This is a genomic window from Agrobacterium sp. RC10-4-1 (assembly GCF_014138475.1).
GTDB lineage: Bacteria > Pseudomonadota > Alphaproteobacteria > Rhizobiales > Rhizobiaceae > Agrobacterium > Agrobacterium pusense.
Window position 1 is genome coordinate 339,207 of sequence record NZ_JACJIT010000002.1, and the last position, 19,907, is coordinate 359,113.

The following is a 19,907-nucleotide window of genomic DNA, read 5'->3' on the forward strand; positions in this document are numbered from 1 at the left end:
TCGATTTCGCTTGCAAGGCGACGGTGGAGTGCCTACCTGAATGCTATCAACAGCGGGCAAGATGATGCCCCTGAACCGACGAAGGATGAGCGCCATGAGCACGACAGGCACCAATCGTTTTCTCGATGAATTCGCCAAGCTGATGACGGATGCGGCCGGCGCGGCCCAGGGCGTGCGCAAGGAAGCCGAGGCTGCGTTCCACGCACAGGCCGATCGCTGGCTGAACAGTCTGGATGTCGTCCGGCGCGAGGAATTCGACGTCGTGCGGGAGATGGCTATCCAGGCGCGGGATGAAAATGACGCCCTGCGCGCCCGGATCGAGGCTCTCGAAGCAAAGCTTTCGGCCACGAAGGACTGATTCTTCATCACTTTTCTCAGAAGCCCCGGATCGCAGGCGATTCCGGGGCTTTTTGTTTTTCGGCTCTCTCTGGCCGACTTGGTCTCCGGTTGCCGAAAGTCGTGCTCAGACGCGAATTTTTTGGGCCTGTGGACACTTCCAAAAAACACAATCGGCAGAGTCGCTTAAGACTCTCGCCTGAGGTGATGGGGGAGAAGATATCCACTGCTCAAAAAGCAAAAATGGCGAGCGAGGGGTGGCAGCGGGACTCGGCCATTATACACTGATTTTAAATGATGATTCGAAAAGACCGGTAAGCTCCAGACAGGGTGAATGCGTTATTCTGGTGGTGTCGGGCAATCGTCTCAAATGTTTATCCCGGTTTGTATGTGCGTTTTGTGCCCGGCGTTCAAAACACGACATTCCGACCGGCTGAGAAGGTGCCGCATGAGTCTGATAGAATTTGAAATTGAGCGTCAGTCCAATCCCGTCGATATGATCGAGATTGTCGCTGCCTCGAATGACTGGTCGTTCGAGCGTTCGGGCGAGGACGAGATCGCCATGACTGTGGCGGGCCACTGGGCCGATTATCACGTTTCATTTGCGTGGATGGAAGATTTCGAAGCGCTGCATCTTGCCTGCGCCTTTGACATCAAGGTGCCCGATCACCGTGTCAACGAAGTCATTTGCCTGCTGTCGCAGGTCAACGGTCAGGTGCTGATGGGGCATTTCGATCTGTGGCGGCAGGAAGATGTCGTGATCTTCCGCCAGTCGCTGCTTCTGTCAGGCGGTGCCGAGCCGAACAACCAGCAGGTGGAAGTGCTGCTCTCCAGCGCGCTGGAGGCCTGCGAGCAATATTATCAGGCATTCCAGTTCGTCGTCTGGTCGGGTCTGGATGCGAAAAGTGCAATCGAAGCGGTCATGTTCGAGACCGTTGGAGAAGCGTAACATGGTGTACAAGGCTTCCGGGCCGCTCGTCCTAGTGGGCGCCGGCAATATGGGCGGCGCCATGCTGTCTGGCTGGCTGAAAAAGGGCGTGCCGGGATCGCAGGTCATTGTCGTTGACCCGCGGCCCTCCGACGCCATGCGCACAACGATTACGGAAGCGGGTGCGGCCCATAGCGAAAGCGCGCCTGAAGGCGTCAAGGCCGGCATTCTTTTCGTGGCGGTGAAACCGCAGATGATGGAAGCAGTGCTGCCTTCGCTGAAGCCCCTGCTGGGCCCGGAAACGGTCGTCGTCTCCATCGCGGCGGGCACCACCATTGCCACCTTCGTTTCGCATTTCGGTGCGATTGCCGCGGTGCGCGCCATGCCCAATACGCCAGCGATGGTGGGCCGTGGTGTTACCGGCGCATATGCAAATGAACTTGTGACGCCCGAGCTTAAAGCCGTGGTGGACGGATTGCTGAAGGTCAGCGGTCCGGTCGAATGGGTGGATGCCGAAAGCGATATCGATGCCGTGACCGCGGTTTCGGGCAGCGGGCCAGCCTATGTCTTTTATCTCGTGGAATGCATGGCTGAAGCCGGCCGTAAGGCCGGTCTGCCGGCGGATGTGGCCATGCGTCTGGCGCGTGAAACCGTGGCTGGCGCCGGCGAGCTTCTGCACCAGTCCTCCGACGAGGCGGCGCGCCTGCGCCAGAATGTGACTTCGCCGGGCGGCACCACGGCTGCCGCACTTTCCGTGCTGATGGCCGAAGACGGCATGCAGCCCCTGTTCGACAGGGCGGTCGCCGCTGCCAAGACCCGCGCAGAAGAACTGGCGGGCTGAGGAGGCGGGCGATGAGCGGCGAAATTTCCTATGCCGATTTCGAGAAGGTGGATATCCGCGTCGGTACGATCGTGGAAGCCGAGCCTTTTCCCGAGGCGCGCAAACCGGCAATCAAGGTGAAGATCGATTTCGGGCCGGAGATCGGCATCAAGAAGTCCTCGGCGCAGATCACGGTGCACTATACGCCGGAAAGCCTTATCGGCCGGCAGGTTCTGGGCGTGGTGAATTTTCCGCCGCGCCAGATCGGGCCGTTCCGCTCCGAGGTCCTGACGCTTGGCTTTGCCGACGCCAATGGAGATATCGTACTGGCTGCGGTTGAAAGGCCGGTTCCTAACGGCGAGAAAATGTGCTGATTGGCGGCCTGCCGTCAAGCCGGGATTTTGACGATAACCCTCAATCCGCCCATCGGGCTTTTATCCAGCGACACGTCGCCGCCATGGCTGCGGGCGATGTCGCGGACGATGGAAAGGCCAAGGCCGGTGCCCGAGGCATTGAGGTTGCGCGCCTCGTCCAGTCGGAAAAACGGCTTGAATACATCCTCGCGTGAATTCTCCGGAATGCCCGGACCGTCATCGTCAAAGGTCATGATAATGGAGCGTGGCGCCTTGCGGATATCGACGTGGAGGTTGCTGGCATAACGCCGGGCATTTTCGGCCAGATTGGCGACGAGCCGTGAAAGTGCGTTCGGCCGCGCGATGATCCTCTCGATATTATAGAGTTCGTAGCTGAATTTCTTGCCGTGCAGTTCGAAATCATGGCCGATTTTTTCGAGAAGTCCGGGAAGCTCCAGCGTGCCGACATCCTCTTCCACATCCGTACGGGCAAAGGTCAGATAGGCTTCCAGCATCGACTGCATGTCTTCCACATCCTTGTCGAGCCCCTCAAGATCCGGATTGTCGCCGGCGAGCGCCAGCTGCAGCTTGAAGCGGGTGAGGATGGTGCGCAGGTCGTGGCTGACACCGTTCAGCATGGCGGTGCGCTGCTCCATCTGCCGTTCAATGCGCTCCCGCATCAGGATGAAGGCAAGGCCCGCCCGGCGTACTTCATCCGCGCCGCGGGGAGAATAGGCGCTGACCTTCTGGCCCTTGCCGAAATTCTCCGCCGCCTTGGCAAGCGCTTCTATCGGCTTGATCTGGCCGCGCAGGAAGAGGATCGAAATGGCGATGAGCACCAGCGATGCGCCAACCATCCAGACAAGGAAGATGTGGGTATTGGAGGCATAGGCCGCGCTTCTGCTGGTGAAGACGCGGAGCGTCTTATCATCGAGCTGGACACGGATTTCCACCAGTGAGCCGTTGCCATAGGTATCGATCCAGAAGGGCCTGCCGATCTGTTGGCTGAGCTGGTTTGCGAGGATGGTATCGAGAATCGAGAACAGCGGCTCCGGCCGTGGCGCGGGCAGGTCCGTCTTGGGCTCGATATAGACGCTGAGACCCAGCTTGTCGCGGGCGATGCGGATGACCCGCTGATAGTCATCCTCTTCGGGGTCTGTCTGTAGAAGTTCGATGATCGCGGCGATATCCCGGGTCACCGCTGCCGAAAGGCGTTCGGTCACCAGCTGCCAGTGGCGCTCCATGAAGACGGCTGCGACCACGGCCTGCAGCAGGATCATCGGCAGGATGATGATGAGGAGCGAACGGGTGTAAAGCCCGGTGGGCAGCCAGTGTCGCAGCCATCTGCCGATGGAGCGCCAGGTCTTTGCGACGGCGCTTTTTTTAAACGTGTCGAGAAAATCGAGGCTCGCCATGGTCGTGCGTTCGCCCTTCGTTGGGTGCTCGTCAGTCCACGCTGAGGCGGTAACCGATGCCACGCACCGTTTGCAGATAGACCGGGTTGGCAGGGTCGTCCTCGATCTTGCGGCGAAGACGGTTGATCTGCACGTCGATGGTTCTTTCGCCCACTTCCGACTCCGCTTCCACCAGCTCGTGCCGTGGAATGGTATCGCCGGCGCGTAGCGCAAAAAGCAGCATGATCTCCTGTTCACGATCTGTCAGGCGGATCGTTTCCGGACCGCGCCGCAGTTCCCTCCTGGGAATGGAGAAGCTGTAGGGGCCGAACATGATCTGTTCGATCTTCGGCGTGTCCGGGGAGGTGTTGCGCCGCAGAATATTGTTGATGCGCAGGACCAGTTCGCGCGGATCAAAAGGCTTGGCGAGATAATCGTCCGCTCCCGCTTCCAGCCCGGCAATGCGTGAATCCGCTTCCGAGCGGGCGGTCAGAAGAATGACCGGCACGGATTTGTCTTCGTTCAGCGAGCGGGTCAGCGAAAGCCCGTTCTCTCCGGGCATCATCACGTCGAGGATCAGCAGATCGAAACGGATGCCCGTCATCTTGCGGCGGGCTTCTGCTGCATCGGCCGCAACGGAGATGCGATATCCCTTGTCGCCAAGAAAACGCTGCAGGAGATCGCGGATGCGAGCGTCATCGTCGACGATCAGGAGATGAGCCGCATCGTCGTCCGCTGGTGGACGTTTTGCCGGAGCTTGCGCCATCGTCACTCATCCTCCACGCTGGTCATCGTCGCCGGACTGCGCATCTGCGCCAGAAATTTGCGCACGCAGGCGCGCGCATCGGGACCGAGGCCTTCCAGCGCGCGGTCGATGCGGCGTGATTGTGGTTCGCTGAGCGCCAACGCCAGTTCGCGGCCTGTCAGCGTCGGATAGAGCCGGCGCTGGCGGCGGTCTTCAGGACCTGCCATCTGGCGGATGTAACCGTCGTCGATCAATTGCTTCAACACTCGGGCGAGGCTCTGTTTGGTGATCTGCAGCGTATCGAGGAGATCCGCCACGGTCATGCCCGGCTGCCGGCTGACAAAATAGACCACCCGGTGATGCGCGCGCCCATAATCAAGTTTCGACAGGATGACATCGGGATCGGAGACGAAATCGCGATAGGCGAAAAACAGCGCTTCGATCGTGTCGAAGTCAATCTTGCCGTCGTCAACCTTCGGCAGTGCCGGTGTCTGTCTGGCGGCGGCGGTTTTGAGCGATTGCGGTGGCACTGCGGTTCCTTCATATTCTGCGGCTGTCTGATCATATGTTGCAGGCGTCGATGCGCCAATATTCTGTAAACATAGCCGAAAATGCGTCCGCTCGGGAGAATGCCGCGATCATTTTCTGTTGCGGTGGATAATATGGCGAGGGTGCCGGTGCAACTGGAATTCTAAGCGACCTTTACCGCAAATACAAAAGAGCGCGGAAACTCCGCGCTCTCAGCATTACTGTGGTAATGGCCGTCTTACTGGTAGACGTAGACGATACGACGTGTCGAGGGTTCTACGAGTACAGGTACATCGTTCACCCGCACATACCGATACTGATAATCTGGAACTTCAACCAGACGGGTATCGGCCGGCAGGACGCTGCCAACGGCAATGTCACCGTCATAGGTGATGGTATCGGCAGGGTGCTCGTCAATATAGGTGATGACCGACTGCGGCGGATCAACTTCGCCGACGCGGCCCAGATTCGGATCGCCGGGGTTCGGTTCAGCCTGGACACTCGAAGTTTTTTCGTAGGTCACGACCGGCACGCTGAGTTCCGTGCGGCGTTCCTTGAGAATGACGGGCGAACCTTCATACATCACGTTCAGGTAATCGGCATGGGCCCAGCCGCGCAGACCGTTCACCTCGATGCGACACCAGCTGCTGCCTTCCATGCAGCCGTCCAGCACGGCATTGCTGCCACGCGTGGCGAGGCCGACTTCCGGATAGTCGTCACCGGGGCCGGACCGGACAGAAATATCCGAGGCGGTTGTTGCGACCATGGCGGCATTTGCATAGCCCGCCATCAAGGCGAAGGCGCCACCAGCGATCAGCATTTTAAGCGTCTTGTCCATGTGTCTCACTCCTTTCAAGACTGGTGCTACAACGTCGCAATCCCCAGGGCGTTCCACATTTTTCGGGAAGATGATGTCTCATCAAGCCGCCTCTTCGTGTTATCTAACTGTATGGAATAGGGATTTTCTTCGTGAATTCGCCGCTGAGAACAAGGCGACCTGTCGCCATTGTGCCGTAACCGGTAGCGAGCTATAGGATGGCGGATCTTTCAGACAGGAGACACGGGATATGGGAAAGTTGCAGGCCGGGATTATTCCGGTCACGCCATTTGAGCAGAATTGTACCGTCCTGTTTGATCAGGACACCAAGGAAGGTGTCGTCGTCGATCCTGGCGGGGATGTGGACGTCATTCTTCAGGTAGTTGCTGAAAACGGCATCACGCTCAAGGAAATATGGTTGACGCACGGCCATCTCGACCATGCCGGTGGTGCGGATGAGTTGCGCGAAAAACTCTCCCTGCCGGTGATCGGGCCGCATGAAGATGACCGGCCCCTGCTGGAGAGAATTGAGGTGCAGGCGCAGAAATACGGCATCAGCGGTCTGAAGAACGTCGTGCCGGATTCATGGCTGAAGGAAGGTGACAAGGTCTCCTTTGGTGATCACGTCTTCGAGGTCTATCATTGCCCGGGGCACGCGCCCGGGCACGTAATCTATTACAACCGCGACCAGAACTTCGCCCATGTGGGCGACGTGCTGTTTGCCGGGTCGGTGGGGCGCACGGATCTGCCGGGTGGAAACCACGAGCAGCTGATGGCGTCCATTCGCGATAAGCTGCTGCCGCTTGGCGACGATGTCGGTTTCATCTGCGGCCACGGCCCGGGCGGACGGCTGGGTGAGGAGCGGCTGACCAACCCCTATCTCAAGGGACTGTGAGCGCCGGACGGCTGCGGTCTGCAGCGCGCACAAAAAAACCCGGCATTCCTGCCGGGCTTCAACTAGAAAAGAAAGCCGTTTTAGGGTCAGCCAGCAATCTGCAGATTGACTGCCTTCGGCCCTTTGCCGCGACGATCCGGTTCCGTGTCGAAGCTCACTTTCTGATTTTCTGAAAGTCCGGACAGGCCGGAAGCCTGTACGGCAGAGATGTGAACAAAGATATCAGCGCCACCATTGTCTGGCTTGATGAAGCCGAAGCCTTTGTCTGTATTGAAGAATTTTACGGTGCCAGTTTCGGCCATGCATCAGGTCCTTTTCGCTCTGCCCGCGTTCAGCTACAGGCAGCATTACAGTTTTGCCCCGCGTGGGCGTTGGCAGGCAGTTTTTGACTATTGAGAAAATGGACCTTCGCAGCGGGAAGTAATGGCGTTCTCATCCAACGTTTTTCGTCCCACCGCCCGAGGTTTATAGCGTCCCCAGTGCGCAAATTTATAGGCCTTCCCATGCTCGCAAATTGCCCGAACCGCAGTAGATTGCTGCGTTTATCGAAAATTGGCAAGCAAAAGTTTTTACGGGCTTTTTGTCAGATAAAAAACCTGCGGTAGAGTTACGCGTGGGAACCGCACATTTTTTTCGCATAAGTGATAGTTGATGAAATAATTGCCGGTCGGTCTGAGCTTTCCCGGCAAAAATTTGGACGCGTGACCGCGATTTCCCGAGAAAACAGAAAAAACAGTTCTTTTCGCGTCACGCCGCTTCTGTCGCGGTTTTTTGCCGTTTGCGCGTCAGTTCCGGTACCAATTCCACGATCAGGATGGCGATGAAAATGATCAGGCAGCCGACATAGCCGGCACTGGAAATGGTTTCCTTGAGGAAAATCGAGGCCAGCAGGGCGCCGAAGAGCGCCTCCGACGACAGGAAAATCGCGGCCTGCGGCGCTGTTGTGTAGCGCTGGGCAATCACCTGAAGCACAAAGGCGAGGCCGGAAGAAACGAGGCCGACATAGAGAATTTCTACCATCGACGCCTCGATGGCGACCATGCTGATCGGTTCGGATACAACGCCGATCATGCAACTAAGAAGGGAGCAAACCGCGAATTGTGTGCAGGAGAGCGCAAGCGGCCGGCCGCTTTCGGAAACAAAGCGTCCTGCGAGCGTAATCTGGATCGCCCAGAAGAAAGCACAGATGATGCTGAGAATATCCCCTTTCGTCAGCGTCTCGAAGGCGCCGCCGGAAAGGAGGAATATACCGCCGAGCATCATCAGCGCGCAGGGCCAGACGACCCAGTGGGGGTGACGGCGGTAAAGCAGAACGGCAATCACGGGCACGAAGATGACATAGAGCCCGGTCAGGAAGCTGGAATTGGTGACCGTCGTGGTCAGCAGCCCGACCTGCTGGGTGGTGGCACCGCCGAACAGCGCAAGACCGACGAGAATGAAGCTGCCGATCTGACGCGGGCGCGGCGGTGATTTCAGGGACCGGGTTTCCATGAGCGCGAAGGGCAGCACGGCGATGGCGGCGATGGCGAAACGCAAACCGACGAACCAGAAAGGGCCAATCGAGGCCATGGCTGAGGATTGTGCGACAAAGCCGCCTCCCCAGATTGCTGCGGCGAGCAGAAGCAGCATATTGGCCTGAATTCGCGTCATTATTGGCACCAGCAACGCGGGGCCGGGAGATCATTGACGTCACGGCCGGGCAAACAGGGGATTTTGTGAGGTGTCATCCAGCTGTGTCGGACGACTGTTTCCCGGGTGCTTTAGCAGCAACATGCCGATGCCGCAAGTCGAGGGGAGGGCCGTTATCTATAACGGCGGGCCTCGTCCTTCAGGCTGCGCCGGGTAAGCATCAGGCCGCCAAGGCCTAGGCCGACGAACGCCGCGGCCGAGAGGACGATGAGCAGGATATGCGGACCTGCCTTCGTCGTCGCAGCCACCTGCGGTATGGCGGAGGTATGCAGGGTGTCCACCGCTTGCGCAGCCGCATTGGCCGATGTCGCGATGCCGGCTGCCATGGTGATGATGACAAGGAAAGCCGCGACCGCCATCCAGAGGGAAAACAGCGTTCTCTGTGCCCTTAACCTTTCAACGGAAGTGCGGTCGTTGGTAAACATGGCTGTCGCCTCTTGTCCCTGTTCTTAAAGGACAAAAGAGGCTTCGAAATGGACGGCTTGGAGACCGAATTCTGGCGTTCCGCGGCATTTATTGCGGCAATATTGTGGCGGGGGCGTTTTTGAACCGGAATTGGCGTCAGAGGCCGCGTTTTCCGAAGGTCCGAGTCTGGCGAAGGGGATGCGCGTCAGTGGTACGCTCCTCACGGAAAAAAGCCGCGGAGCCTTTCTCCAGTCGCGCGGCAGGGGAAAAATAAGCGCTGCCCAGCTCGGGAAAGCGCGCATCGAAACTGGTGGGCGCAAGTTCCGGTTTTGCCAGAATGTAGCCCTGCATCAGGAAAACGCCGAGTTCCTCACATTGCTCCACCTGCCAACCGGTTTCCAACCCCTCGAAAACCGGCTCTATCCCATCCTCCCGAAACTGGCTGACAATGACGCGCAGGAGAGCGGCGCCCGCAGAATTCTGCATGAAGTCGCGCACCCAGCCCGCTTCGAATTTCACATAGTCCGGCTTGATGAGCTTTACCCGTTCGATGGCGGTATCGCCGGCGCCGTAGTCATCGAGCGCCACGCGAAAGCCGATATCGTGCATGTGGTAGGCGAAATCTGCGACCATCTGGGTGTCGGAGGCCTTCTTCTCGGAGATTTCGCAGACGATACGGTCTGCCGTCATGCCGGCCTCGTGGGCTGCGAGACGCATGCGCTCCACTTCCTGCCGCATCTTGGCTGGCGTCTGGAACAGGCCGGGATGGAAATTGACGAAGATGCGCGCGCGGGAGCGGCTGAGCCTGCCGGTGTTGAGAATGTGGATGGTCCGCAGGATGCTGTCGATATTTTCGATGTCTTCCGGTGCCACCAGCGAGAAAAATTCACCTGGTGTTACCGGTTCGCCGTTGCGGTGGGGTCGCACAAGACCTTCGAAGGAATCGATGTCCAGCGGCCCGCTTGATGTGCGACGGAATATGGGCTGCAGGGCGGACTTGAGGTTGAAGCTGTTATAGGCGGTGGACCATGTGCCATCGGCCTCGCGGACAAGACTGGAAAAGATGCTTTTGGGCGCCATTTTTCAACCAGCTATAGAGAGACACGACCCCTAGGCTCGCGAATGTAGCTCAACAAGCGTTACTTCCGGGTTAAGGAAGGCTTAAATTGTACCCCACGGCGGATAGGCTGGCTTTTGGCCTTGAAACTAGGCCCGTCTTTCGACATAGAAATTGCCGCAGCAGACGAGATTTCCAAGCTCTGCGATGTCAACCCCAATAGGACCGATTAAAAATGGCCTTCCTTGCCGACATTCTCTCCCGCGTAAAGCCATCCGCCACCATCGCCGTTAGCCAGAAAGCCCGCGAGCTTAAAGCGCAGGGCCGCGATGTGATTAGCCTTGGCGCCGGCGAGCCGGATTTCGATACGCCCGACAATATCAAGGAAGCGGCCATTGACGCGATTAAACGCGGTGAAACGAAATACACGCCTGTTTCCGGCATTCCGGAACTGCGCAAGGCGATTGCCGACAAGTTCAAGCGTGAAAACGGCCTCGACTACAAGCCGGAGCAGACGATTGTCGGCACCGGCGGCAAGCAGATCCTGTTCAACGCTTTTATGGCGACGCTGAACCCCGGTGATGAAGTCGTTATCCCGGCGCCGTACTGGGTCAGCTATCCCGAGATGGTCTCGATCTGCGGCGGTACGCCGGTATTCGTCGACGCGACGCTGGAAGACAATTTCAAGCTGAAGCCGGAAGCGCTGGAAAAGGCGATCACGCCGAAGACCAAGTGGTTCGTGTTCAACTCGCCGTCCAACCCGTCGGGCGCGGCCTATTCGCACGACGAGTTGAAGGCGCTGACCGATGTGCTCGTCAAGCACCCGCATGTATGGATCCTCACGGATGACATGTATGAGCACCTGACCTATGGCGACTTTAAATTCGTCACGCCGGTGGAAGTAGAGCCTTCGCTCTATGACCGCACGCTGACGATGAACGGCGTTTCCAAGGCCTATGCCATGACCGGCTGGCGTATCGGTTACGCTGCCGGCCCGCTGCCGCTCATCAAGGCCATGGACATGATCCAGGGTCAGCAGACCTCGGGCGCGAGCTCCATCGCACAATGGGCCGCGGTCGAAGCCTTGAACGGCACGCAGGATTTCATTCCGGCGAACAAGAAAATCTTCGAAGGCCGCCGTGACCTGGTCGTCTCCATGCTCAACCAGGCCAAGGGCATCAGCTGCCCGGCTCCGGAAGGTGCGTTCTACGTTTACCCGTCCTGCGCCGGCCTGATCGGCAAGACCGCGCCGTCGGGCAAGGTCATCGAGACGGATACGGATTTCGTCTCCGAGCTTCTTGAAGCCGAAGGCGTTGCCGTTGTGCAGGGCTCGGCCTTCGGTCTCGGCCCGAACTTCCGCATTTCCTATGCCACCTCGGAAGAGTTGCTGGAAGAGGCCTGCAAGCGCATCCAGCGCTTCTGCGCCGATTGCCGCTGATCGGTTTGTAACCTCGATTGAAAAAGCCCGGCAGCGATGCCGGGCTTTTTTCGTTTCGGTCAGAGCCCCAGGAACAGCAGCATGATGAAGGTGGCGAAGAGAATGAAATGCGTCATTCCTTCAATCGCGTTGGTTTCACCGTCATTGAGGTTGATGGCGGCGGCGATGAGCGTGATGAAGACCATGACGGTCTGAACGGGCGTCATCGCCATGATGAAGGGCTGGCCGGTATAGAGCGCGATACCCTCCATCACGGGCACGGTCAGGATAACCGTCGAGAGCGATGCGCCCATGGCGATATTGACCACGGCCTGCATACGGTTGCGCAGGGCAGACCTGAGCGCGGTGAGGATTTCCGGCGATGCCGAGATCGTCGCCACCACCACGGCCATCAGCGCTGGCGGTGCGCTGGTGCCTTCAAGACTTTCGCCCAGGAAGGCGGACATGAATTCCGCCAGTACGCCGATCAGAACCACGCCGGCGATGATGAGGCCGATGGAGAGTAATACGTTGCCTTCATCGTCCTCTTCCGCATGGCTGCCTGCTGGCTGGCCGGCCGGATGTGGCTTTCGAGGGTAAGTGTAGCTGAAAAAATAGCTGTGCGGGCCCACCTGCATTTTGAGGAACAGCGCATAAAGCGCAATCATCGCCACGATTGTGAACACCGAGTAGATGTGCCAGCTCTGTTCAGGAATGAACTCAGGCACTATCATCGATATGCCCATGGCTGTCAGGATCATCACGCCATAGGTCTTGCCGGAATCATCGTTATACGGCTGTTCTCCGTGGCGAAGGCCTCCAAGAAGCGCGGCGAGACCAAGAATGCCGTTGATGTCGATCATCACGGCGGAATAGATCGTATCCCGCACCAGCGTGGGTGAACTGGATTCGCTCATGATGATGGCAAGGATCAGCACTTCCACCGCAACGGCCGACAGCGTCAGGATCATGGTGCCGTAGGGGTCGCCCACCTTGGCGGCCAGGATTTCGGCGTGATGGGCAACCCGCATCGAGACGAGAACAATGAGCCCGATCAGCACGACGGCAGCGATGATCGTCGCCGTCTTTCCCGCTTCGAAGATTGCATGTTCGGCCAGATAGGCGACGATTGCCGCCGGTATCGCCAGAAGCAGCATACGCTCCTGTTTCAGAATAGAACCCGCCATTGACTTCCCTTCCCCCGGATCGGCTTAGGCTGTGACGTATCGTCCCTCAGATCAAGCAGGATTTGCGCTTGAGTGCTTTTGGTAGGATAGTGATGTCGCAGGACATGCTGCTCATGCCGCGGTGTCCCCATCGGGTGCAATGCTTGAAGCGCGGTTGTGGTTGCCATGTCGCCTACCGAAACAGGAGGAACATGCATGACCAAAGTGGTGTATGAAATCGTCGAACATGACGGGGGCTTCGCCTACCGCATGAACGGCGCTTATTCCGAAACATTTCCTACCTATGCGGATGCCGTCGAGGCTGCGCGCATCGTCGCTGCCGAACAGCAGGTGGGTGGCGATGACGAGGAAATCAGCTATCAGGATGAGAGCGGCCACTGGCATGAAGAATACAGCCAGGGCGGCGATCGCCCGGAAGCCGAGGTGGTGGACAAGACAACGCAGCAGGCCGAACCATTCTGACGGGCGATCCGTGGATTTTATGCAAACCAGGATCGCTTTTCCGTTCCGCCGGTCCCTTCCAGTTGGGGATCGCGGGCCTGCCTCGTATCGACGCGGCACTGCCTTAGCGCTGTTTCGGTGGCGCGCCCGGATCGGTTTCCTTGAGATGACTCTTGAGGCCTTCGACCAGGGCGCTGAAGACGGCGCGGCATCGCGGTGAGGTCTTGAGGTTTTCGTGCATCGCGACCCAGGTATGGAGCGGGATATCGATGTTCGGCAGAACCTGAACCAGTCGCGGGTCCTTGCGGGCCAAGCCAATCTGACAGACGCCGATGCCCGCGCTGGCGCGGATCATGGCAAGTTGTGCAAGGTTGCTGTCGGCGCGTATTTCGAAGGAAATTTCCTCAACATCGGGGATGTCAGGATCGAGCGAACGCATCCGCTGGATGGCCGCCCGGATGAACGGCGTCTTGCGGTCAAAACCAACCATCCGGTGGTGGTTCAGGTCTTCCATGCTCTTTGGCGTTCCGGCTTTTGCCAGATAGTCGCGCGTCGCATGAAATCCAAGACGGAAATTGCCGATGTAACGCATGACGATCGCGTCCTGCAGCGGCTCGGTCATGCGAATGGCAATATCCGCCTCGCGTCTTAGAAGGTCTTCCAGCGTATCTGATAATGACAGCTCGATTTCAAGCCGCGGGTGAACCTCCTGCATGGCCGTGATAATCGGCGGCAGCATTTCGACGCCGATGATGTCAGATGCGCTGATGCGCACCGTGCCTTCGATCTTGCCGACTTCGCCGGAGGCCGCGCGCATGAGGGCGGCGGTCGTCGCCGCCAGATTTTCCGCATAGGGGCGGAGCGCAAGGGCTGCTTCCGTCGGCATTAAGCCGTGCGGCGAGCGGATGAACAGAGGAAAGCCGACGGCCTCTTCCAGCGCGCCGATGTGACGTCCCGCCGTCGGCTGGGTGATGCCAAGCTCGCGGGCGGCGGCGGACAGCGAACCGTCGCTCAGCACGCTAAGGAAGGTGCGATAAAAATCCCAGCTGACGTCGCGGTTCTTGCTCATAAAATTTTGTATAGCCGATCCACTGATTTCGATAATTTCGTATATCGCAAAACGCGACGATACTCCATCCCAGAACAAGGAGTACGGCGATGATATATGAAAACAACGCAGATTCAGCAGAGAATGATCGGCGACTGGCGCTGGTTCTGGGCGTGAATGGGGGTGTCGGCGGCCAGGTCTCCCGTATGCTGCAGCAATGGGGATGGCGCGTGAGGGCGATGACGCGGCGGAAGGCGGCTTCCCACATCACTGGCGATGTCGAGTTCGTGGTGGGTGACGCCATGAGCGGTCAGGACGTCTTGAAGGCGGCACAAGGTGTTCGGCTGATCGTCCATGCGGTTAATCCTCCCGGATACCGCGATTGGGAGAAGCAGGTATTGCCGATGCTGGACAACACGATCGCGGCTGCTGAAAGCTGTGGGGCGAGGATTGTTTTCCCGGGGACCATCTATAATTTCGGCTCTGACGCCTTTCCGCTGCTGAGCGAGGAGAGCCCGCAAAAGCCCTTTACCCGCAAGGGCGCTTTGCGTGTGGAGATGGAGCGGCGGCTTAAACTGGCTTCAATGCGCGGCGTGCCGGTGCTGATCGTCCGGGCGGGCGACTTCTTTGGGCCAGATGCGAGAAACAACTGGTTTTCGCAGATGCTGGTGCGACCCGGCAGGCCGGTTCGCAGCGTGCAGAACCCTTCCGCCCGCCATGCAGGACACCAATGGGCTTATCTGCCTGACGTGGCGGAAACCATTGGCCGACTGCTCGACCGTGCAGACGAGCTTCCGGCCTTTGCCGTCTATCACATGGAAGGTTTCTGGGATTTCGACGGGCTGCAACTGATTGAAGCGATCGAGCGGGTTGTGGGCCATCCGGTCAAGCGGCGACGTTTATCCTGGACAGGCATCAAAATAGTTGCGCCGTTCGTTCCGCTGTTCCGCGAAGTGCTGGAAATGCAATATCTCTGGCAGATGCCGATCAGGATGAGCAATCGTAAGCTGACAGATTTCCTTGGAAGTGAGCCGAAGACACCTATCGACATTGCGGTGGCGACCACGTTGGCGGGTCTCGGCTGCCTTGACGAGAGGCCGCGGCCGTCGAACCTTGCGCATCCGGCCGACGCCGAAGGCAGGGCGTGATGGGCGCGGTTGCGAACGGAATGTCGACCAGGCGTCGCGCCTTTGCCGTGATTTCGGCAAGCGTGCCCGTGCTGATCTTCGCTCAGGTGCTGCTGGCCGGGCTGTCGATCTATTACGATGGATCACTGCTGTCGCTGCACAAGGGGCTCGGCCTTCTGATCGCCGTTCCGATCCTGTCGCTGGCGGTCCTCGCTTTGCGATACGAGGACCTGCGGCCCAATCTTGGCCGTTCGCTGGTGCTGCTTGCTATCTATTGTCTGCAGGTGGCGCTGATGAGCATCGGTCGGGAAACGGGCAATGGGCTGTTGCAGGCGCTGCATCTGCCCAATGCCTTCGTAATGGGCGCCTTTTCCGACTTTGCCGCCCGGCAGGCGAGAAGCGCGCGATGAACGAAAACGCCGCATCAACGATGCGGCGTCTTTTTCATTACTATTGGGCGAGGGCCGGATAGTCGGTGTAACCTTCGGCGCCGCCGCCATAGAAGGTCGGCTGGTTCGGTTCGTTCAGCGGCGCGTCGTTTTTCAGGCGGCGCACCAGATCAGGATTCGCGATGAAGGCCTTGCCGAAAGCAACGGCATCAACCTTGCCACTTTCCACGGCTTCGATGGCGCTCTGCCTATCGTAACCATTGTTGGCGATCCACAGGCCCTTGCCCCCGGCATTGCGATAAGCCGCCTTGAAGGACGCGTAATCGAAAGGCTTGTCGCCCTGCTTGAAATCGCGCGGACCGCCCGTCGCACCTTCAACGACATGAATGAAGGCGAGATTGCGCTTGCCCAGCTGCTCAACCACGTAATTATAGAGCGGTTGCGGATCAGCCTCGAAAATATCGTTGGCAGGGGTAACTGGCGAGAGGCGGATGCCGGTGCGGCCGGCGCCGATCTCTTCCGCCACCGCGTCGACGACTTCCAGCAGGAAGCGAGCGCGGTTTTCGATGGAGCCACCGTAATCATCCGTGCGCTGGTTGGTGCTGGATTTCAGGAACTGCTCGATCAGGTAACCATTGGCGGCATGGATTTCGACGCCGTCGAAACCGGCCTCCAGTGCCGCGCGCGCGCCGCTGCGGTAATCCTCGAGGATGAGGCCGATATCGTCGATGGTGAGGGCACGGGGCTCGGAGGTTTCGGCAAAGGCACCGGTGCCGTCATCATTGATGATATAGGTCTTCGATTTGGCGGTGATGGCCGAGGGGGCGACCGGCTGGCCGCCATGCGGCTGCAGCGAGGTGTGGGAAATTCGGCCCACGTGCCAGATTTGGGCAACGATCTTGCCGCCCGCCGAATGAACGCCGTCAGTGATCTTTTTCCAGCCTTCAATCGCTTCCCGCTTATAAAGACCGGGAACATCGGCGTAACCCTGGCCCTGCTGGGAAATGGGCGTGCCTTCAGTGACGATCAGGCCGGCTGTCGCCCGCTGCTCGTAATAGGTGGCGTTGAGATTGTTGGGAATGGCGCCCGGGGAGCGATTGCGGGTGAGAGGGGCCATGACGATGCGGTTGGCGAGTGCGATATCGCCGGCCTGTGCCGGTTCGAAAAGACTGGTCATGCGACTTCACTTTCTGGTCGGTTGGCGAAATTGCGCGGCAGGCGCGCTATCCTGATATGGGTGCCGGTGCGAAACCGTGTCGCGGTTCCGTCCGGCACCCCGGGCTCAAAGCTTGGGAGGCTCAGAGATTGGTTTGCAGATAATTGCGGAAAGCATCGATGGTTTCCTCGTTGCGCTCAAAAAACACCCATTGCCCCACCTTCTTCGACCTGATCAGGCCCGCCGCCTGCAGTACCGCAAGATGCGAGGAGACGGTGGATTGCGACAGGCCGCTGATCTGAAACTGGTTGGCGCAAACACCCATGCTGAGCGGATGCTCCTGACAGAAGTGACTTTCCGGAGACTTCAGCCATTCCAGAAATTTCAGCCGTGCGGGGTGCGAAAGGGCTTTGAGGACTTCCTCCGGGTTCATTGGGGTTTCTTCAATATCTGGCATACCCGATATTTATATCGACTATTATCGATATACAAGTCACGTCTCTGTGAGGACTGCACGGGCGCGGTGGCATCGGCAAAAAAAAGGCCGCTGGATATTTCCGCGGCCTGATAAGTTTGAAGGTCAAAACCTCCAGAGGGGAACAGCTGTCGCGTGCCTGAGCGAGCGTGACAGCCAACCAAGATATGGTGGGAGCGACAATGCAAAACAAGGTTGCATCATCCGATATTTCGCCAATTTGGAGAAAATTCTTGCGGGTAAAAAAAGAGGGCCGCCGGATGTATCCAGGGCCCTTTAAGTGTGAAGGTCAAAAACCTCCAGAGGGGAACAGCTGATGCGGTGGAACTGGGAGGAAAAGCCACCGTGTGCATCAGCTGAGAGCGATATGGTGCTTTTTTGTGCACGAAACAATTCTTTTTTGTGCAGGTCAGGCATGCGTCGGGTGCAGGCCTCGATATTTCAGGTATATTTTATGTGCAAAGCTGGCGAAGGGCGACTGGTCGCCCTTCCATGAATTCCCCTGTATCTCCTTGAAAAATAACGTCTATTTCAGCCCCTCGGCTATTTAAACGTCAGAAATTCCAATTGCGCGCCTTGGCGACGATAAAGTCGCGGAAGGCCTTCAGCTTTGCAGCATTTTTCATCTCGTCCGGATAGCAGAAATAGGTGTCGAATGACGGAATGTCGGCCGCGAGCGATAACTGGATGAGGCCGGGGTCCCGGCCGACAATGTAATCCGGCAAGCAGGCGATACCTATTCCCAGCAGGCATGCGCGCTTGATCGAGGTCTGGCTGTTGATCTGCAGATGGGGGGTGCGGGTATTGTCGGAAGACCGCCCGGCATTTTCCAGCCAGTTGACATCTAGCAGGTAGTTCGGCGCGGGTTCGCCAAACGAGATGATGCGGTGGTTGTCCAGATCCTCAACCGACTGGGGCTCGCCATGGCGATTGATGTAAGACGGCGCGGCATAGACGTGCATGTGCACCGTGAACAGCTTGCGCTGGATGAGGTCCGATTGCTGGGGCTGGCGCAGGCGAATGGCGCAATCTGCGTGGCGCATGTTCACATCCAGCTCCTCATTGTCGAGGATGAGCTGGATCGACATTTCCGGATAGAGCTGCAGGAATTCCTGCACCTTGTCCGTCAGCCAGCCCTGACCGAGGCCCACCGTCGTCGTGACGCGCAGCTTGCCGCTCGGCTTTTCCGTCGTTTCGGTGAGTTGCATCTTCACCGTTTCGAGCTTCAGCAGCACATCGTGAGCGGTGCGATAGAGCAGTTCGCCCTGTTCGGTAAGAATAAGACCGCGGGCGTGGCGATGAAACAGCTTGACGCCGACATCCTGCTCCAGCGCGCTGACCTGGCGGCTGATGGCCGACTGGGACAAATGCAGCTTGTCGGCAGCATGGGTGAAAGACCCTGCTTCGGCTGCGGCATGAAATATGCGCAGTTTATCCCAGTCCAATGGCATTGCCATGCCTATCCTGCCTTTCAGTTATTCCGCTGCGACAGCAAGCGGTTGATGCGCGGTGAGATAACGTTCCGCTTCCAGCGCGGCCATGCAGCCCATGCCGGCGGCGGTGATTGCCTGACGGTAGATGTCGTCGGTGACGTCGCCGGCCGCGAAAATGCCTTCCACGTCGGTGGCGGTGGAATCGGGAGCGGTCCACATATAACCGTTGTCCTTCAGCTTCACCTTGCCCTTGAAGAGCTCCACGGCAGGCGCGTGACCAATGGCGACGAAGACGCCGTCAATGGGCCTTTCGCTGATCGCGCCGGTTTTGGTGTCGCGCAGCTTGACGCCGGAAACGGAGGGCGGCATCGGCGGTTTTGCGGGCGCGCCGGTAATTTCGGCAACTTCCGTGTTCCAGAGGATATTGACGTTGTCCTTGGCAAAGAGCCGTTCCTGAAGGATTTTTTCCGAACGGAAGCTGTCGCGTCTGTGCACGACCGTTACCGTCTTGGCGATATGGGCGAGATAAAGCGCCTCTTCCACGGCGGAATTGCCGCCGCCCACCACGATCACATCCTTATTGCGATAGAAGAAACCATCGCAGGTGGCACAGGCGGAAACGCCGAAGCCCTGGAAATGTTGCTCGCTCTCGATGCCGAGCCACTTGGCCTTGGCGCCGGTGGCGATGATCAGCGTGTCGGCGGTCCATACCTGGCCAGAATCGGTCTTCACGACGAACGGGCGAACGCTGGTTTCAACTTCGGTCACCAGGTCACTGACGATTTCCGCGCCGACATGCGTCGCCTGCTTCAGCATCTGGTCCATCAGCCACGGGCCCTGGATAGGGTCTGCAAAGCCCGGGTAATTCTCGACATCGGTGGTGATCATCAGCTGACCGCCCTGTTCCATGCCGGCGATCAGCACCGGCTTCAGCATTGCGCGTGCCGCGTAGATCGCCGCCGTGTAGCCTGCGGGACCGGAGCCGATGATCAATACCTTGGTATGGCGGGCAGACATGGGAAATTTCCTTCTCAATAGCAGGGTCTTCAGTCGAGGGCCTTCCAGCCGCGGCAGGGCGGACGGGCCATAACCCCTTCGTTGGCGGGTATTTAAGGTTGTCTAGTGCCTTTATTCAAGGGCAGCCTTGCGTTACCAACAAGGCAGTTGTGGATGCACGCGCAATTTTGTGACCGGTTGGCGGCATATTGTTGCGAATCCCGCGCCGAATAGTACAAGGAAGTTCTCCAGCTTAACGAGGTACTCCTCC

Annotated in this window: 23 protein-coding genes; 9 read left to right on the top strand and 14 right to left on the bottom strand. The window is 58.5% G+C overall.

Going from position 1 to position 19,907, the window contains the following annotated elements:
• Positions 1 to 94: 94 nt before the first annotated feature.
• The 4 genes from FHW77_RS05980 to FHW77_RS05995 all read left to right on the top strand — a co-directional run bounded on the left by FHW77_RS05980 (position 95) and on the right by FHW77_RS05995 (position 2,458).
• Positions 95 to 358 carry an accessory factor UbiK family protein gene (locus FHW77_RS05980; RefSeq protein ID WP_004442935.1) on the top strand — a complete coding sequence of 88 codons (264 nt, stop codon included), beginning with the start codon at positions 95 to 97 and terminating at the stop codon, positions 356 to 358.
• 426 nt (positions 359 to 784) lie between these two features.
• Positions 785 to 1,285 (top strand): type III secretion system chaperone family protein, encoded by a 501-nt coding sequence (locus FHW77_RS05985; protein WP_004442934.1) that lies wholly within the window; start codon positions 785 to 787, stop codon positions 1,283 to 1,285.
• Between the two features lies 1 nt (position 1,286).
• Complete coding sequence (gene proC / locus FHW77_RS05990; RefSeq protein ID WP_004442932.1) at positions 1,287 to 2,105, top strand: pyrroline-5-carboxylate reductase; 819 nt, start codon at positions 1,287 to 1,289, stop codon at positions 2,103 to 2,105.
• 11 nt (positions 2,106 to 2,116) lie between these two features.
• Positions 2,117 to 2,458: a tRNA-binding protein gene (locus FHW77_RS05995; RefSeq protein WP_004442931.1), complete on the top strand. Its 342-nt coding sequence runs from the start codon at positions 2,117 to 2,119 to the stop codon at positions 2,456 to 2,458.
• A gap of 14 nt (positions 2,459 to 2,472) precedes the next feature.
• Here the strand turns inward: FHW77_RS05995 and FHW77_RS06000 are convergent, their stop codons facing one another.
• The 4 genes from FHW77_RS06000 to FHW77_RS06015 form a co-directional block, all read right to left on the bottom strand.
• Complete coding sequence (locus FHW77_RS06000; protein ID WP_004442930.1) at positions 2,473 to 3,852, bottom strand: ATP-binding protein; 1,380 nt, start codon at positions 3,850 to 3,852, stop codon at positions 2,473 to 2,475.
• A gap of 31 nt (positions 3,853 to 3,883) precedes the next feature.
• The gene (locus tag FHW77_RS06005) at positions 3,884 to 4,597 is read right to left on the bottom strand and encodes a response regulator (protein ID WP_004442929.1); all 714 of its coding nucleotides are present in this window, start codon (positions 4,595 to 4,597) and stop codon (positions 3,884 to 3,886) included.
• Positions 4,598 to 4,599: 2 nt separating this feature from the next.
• Positions 4,600 to 5,106, bottom strand: a complete 507-nt coding sequence (locus FHW77_RS06010) for a MarR family winged helix-turn-helix transcriptional regulator (protein ID WP_004442928.1) — start codon at positions 5,104 to 5,106, stop codon at positions 4,600 to 4,602.
• A 236-nt stretch (positions 5,107 to 5,342) separates the two neighbouring features.
• Positions 5,343 to 5,942: a DUF1236 domain-containing protein gene (locus FHW77_RS06015; protein WP_004442927.1), complete on the bottom strand. Its 600-nt coding sequence runs from the start codon at positions 5,940 to 5,942 to the stop codon at positions 5,343 to 5,345.
• 229 nt (positions 5,943 to 6,171) lie between these two features.
• Between FHW77_RS06015 and FHW77_RS06020 the strand changes: the two genes are divergently transcribed.
• Positions 6,172 to 6,816: an MBL fold metallo-hydrolase gene (locus tag FHW77_RS06020; protein ID WP_004442926.1), complete on the top strand. Its 645-nt coding sequence runs from the start codon at positions 6,172 to 6,174 to the stop codon at positions 6,814 to 6,816.
• A gap of 86 nt (positions 6,817 to 6,902) precedes the next feature.
• On the opposite strand, the gene FHW77_RS06025 is transcribed toward FHW77_RS06020, so the two are convergent.
• The 4 genes from FHW77_RS06025 to FHW77_RS06040 all read right to left on the bottom strand — a co-directional run bounded on the left by FHW77_RS06025 (position 6,903) and on the right by FHW77_RS06040 (position 9,990).
• Complete coding sequence (locus FHW77_RS06025) at positions 6,903 to 7,118, bottom strand: cold-shock protein (protein WP_003494703.1); 216 nt, start codon at positions 7,116 to 7,118, stop codon at positions 6,903 to 6,905.
• A 445-nt stretch (positions 7,119 to 7,563) separates the two neighbouring features.
• Positions 7,564 to 8,466 (bottom strand): DMT family transporter, encoded by a 903-nt coding sequence (locus FHW77_RS06030; protein ID WP_034498771.1) that lies wholly within the window; start codon positions 8,464 to 8,466, stop codon positions 7,564 to 7,566.
• 152 nt (positions 8,467 to 8,618) lie between these two features.
• Positions 8,619 to 8,930, bottom strand: coding sequence for a hypothetical protein (locus tag FHW77_RS06035; protein ID WP_004442924.1), 312 nt, complete (start codon positions 8,928 to 8,930; stop codon positions 8,619 to 8,621).
• 136 nt (positions 8,931 to 9,066) lie between these two features.
• On the bottom strand, positions 9,067 to 9,990 hold the full coding sequence (locus FHW77_RS06040; RefSeq protein ID WP_004442923.1) for an EAL domain-containing protein: 924 nt from the start codon (positions 9,988 to 9,990) through the stop codon (positions 9,067 to 9,069).
• Between the two features lie 212 nt (positions 9,991 to 10,202).
• On the opposite strand from FHW77_RS06040, the gene FHW77_RS06045 reads away from it, so the two are divergent.
• Complete coding sequence (locus FHW77_RS06045) at positions 10,203 to 11,405, top strand: pyridoxal phosphate-dependent aminotransferase (RefSeq protein WP_004442922.1); 1,203 nt, start codon at positions 10,203 to 10,205, stop codon at positions 11,403 to 11,405.
• Between the two features lie 59 nt (positions 11,406 to 11,464).
• On the opposite strand, the gene FHW77_RS06050 is transcribed toward FHW77_RS06045, so the two are convergent.
• A complete protein-coding gene (locus FHW77_RS06050) occupies positions 11,465 to 12,571 on the bottom strand; it encodes a calcium:cation antiporter (RefSeq protein WP_004442920.1) in 1,107 nt (368 codons plus the stop codon).
• A gap of 195 nt (positions 12,572 to 12,766) precedes the next feature.
• Between FHW77_RS06050 and FHW77_RS06055 the strand changes: the two genes are divergently transcribed.
• Positions 12,767 to 13,033, top strand: a complete 267-nt coding sequence (locus FHW77_RS06055) for a DUF2188 domain-containing protein (protein ID WP_004442919.1) — start codon at positions 12,767 to 12,769, stop codon at positions 13,031 to 13,033.
• Positions 13,034 to 13,136: 103 nt separating this feature from the next.
• Here the strand turns inward: FHW77_RS06055 and FHW77_RS06060 are convergent, their stop codons facing one another.
• The gene (locus tag FHW77_RS06060; RefSeq protein ID WP_004442917.1) at positions 13,137 to 14,081 is read right to left on the bottom strand and encodes a LysR family transcriptional regulator; all 945 of its coding nucleotides are present in this window, start codon (positions 14,079 to 14,081) and stop codon (positions 13,137 to 13,139) included.
• An 89-nt stretch (positions 14,082 to 14,170) separates the two neighbouring features.
• On the opposite strand from FHW77_RS06060, the gene FHW77_RS06065 reads away from it, so the two are divergent.
• The gene (locus FHW77_RS06065) at positions 14,171 to 15,208 is read left to right on the top strand and encodes an NAD-dependent epimerase/dehydratase family protein (protein ID WP_004442916.1); all 1,038 of its coding nucleotides are present in this window, start codon (positions 14,171 to 14,173) and stop codon (positions 15,206 to 15,208) included.
• A complete protein-coding gene (locus FHW77_RS06070; protein WP_004442914.1) occupies positions 15,208 to 15,597 on the top strand; it encodes a DUF6220 domain-containing protein in 390 nt (129 codons plus the stop codon). Before FHW77_RS06065 ends, FHW77_RS06070 begins: the two co-directional genes overlap by 1 nt.
• A gap of 40 nt (positions 15,598 to 15,637) precedes the next feature.
• On the opposite strand, the gene FHW77_RS06075 is transcribed toward FHW77_RS06070, so the two are convergent.
• The 4 genes from FHW77_RS06075 to trxB all read right to left on the bottom strand — a co-directional run bounded on the left by FHW77_RS06075 (position 15,638) and on the right by trxB (position 19,657).
• Entirely contained in the window at positions 15,638 to 16,753 is a 1,116-nt protein-coding gene (locus tag FHW77_RS06075; protein ID WP_006699634.1) for an alkene reductase, read from the bottom strand.
• A 121-nt stretch (positions 16,754 to 16,874) separates the two neighbouring features.
• Positions 16,875 to 17,165 (bottom strand): ArsR/SmtB family transcription factor, encoded by a 291-nt coding sequence (locus FHW77_RS06080; RefSeq protein ID WP_004442911.1) that lies wholly within the window; start codon positions 17,163 to 17,165, stop codon positions 16,875 to 16,877.
• Between the two features lie 596 nt (positions 17,166 to 17,761).
• Positions 17,762 to 18,658, bottom strand: a complete 897-nt coding sequence (locus FHW77_RS06085) for a LysR family transcriptional regulator VtlR (protein ID WP_034498849.1) — start codon at positions 18,656 to 18,658, stop codon at positions 17,762 to 17,764.
• A gap of 24 nt (positions 18,659 to 18,682) precedes the next feature.
• On the bottom strand, positions 18,683 to 19,657 hold the full coding sequence (trxB, locus tag FHW77_RS06090) for a thioredoxin-disulfide reductase (RefSeq protein ID WP_034498773.1): 975 nt from the start codon (positions 19,655 to 19,657) through the stop codon (positions 18,683 to 18,685).
• Positions 19,658 to 19,907 lie beyond the last annotated feature (250 nt).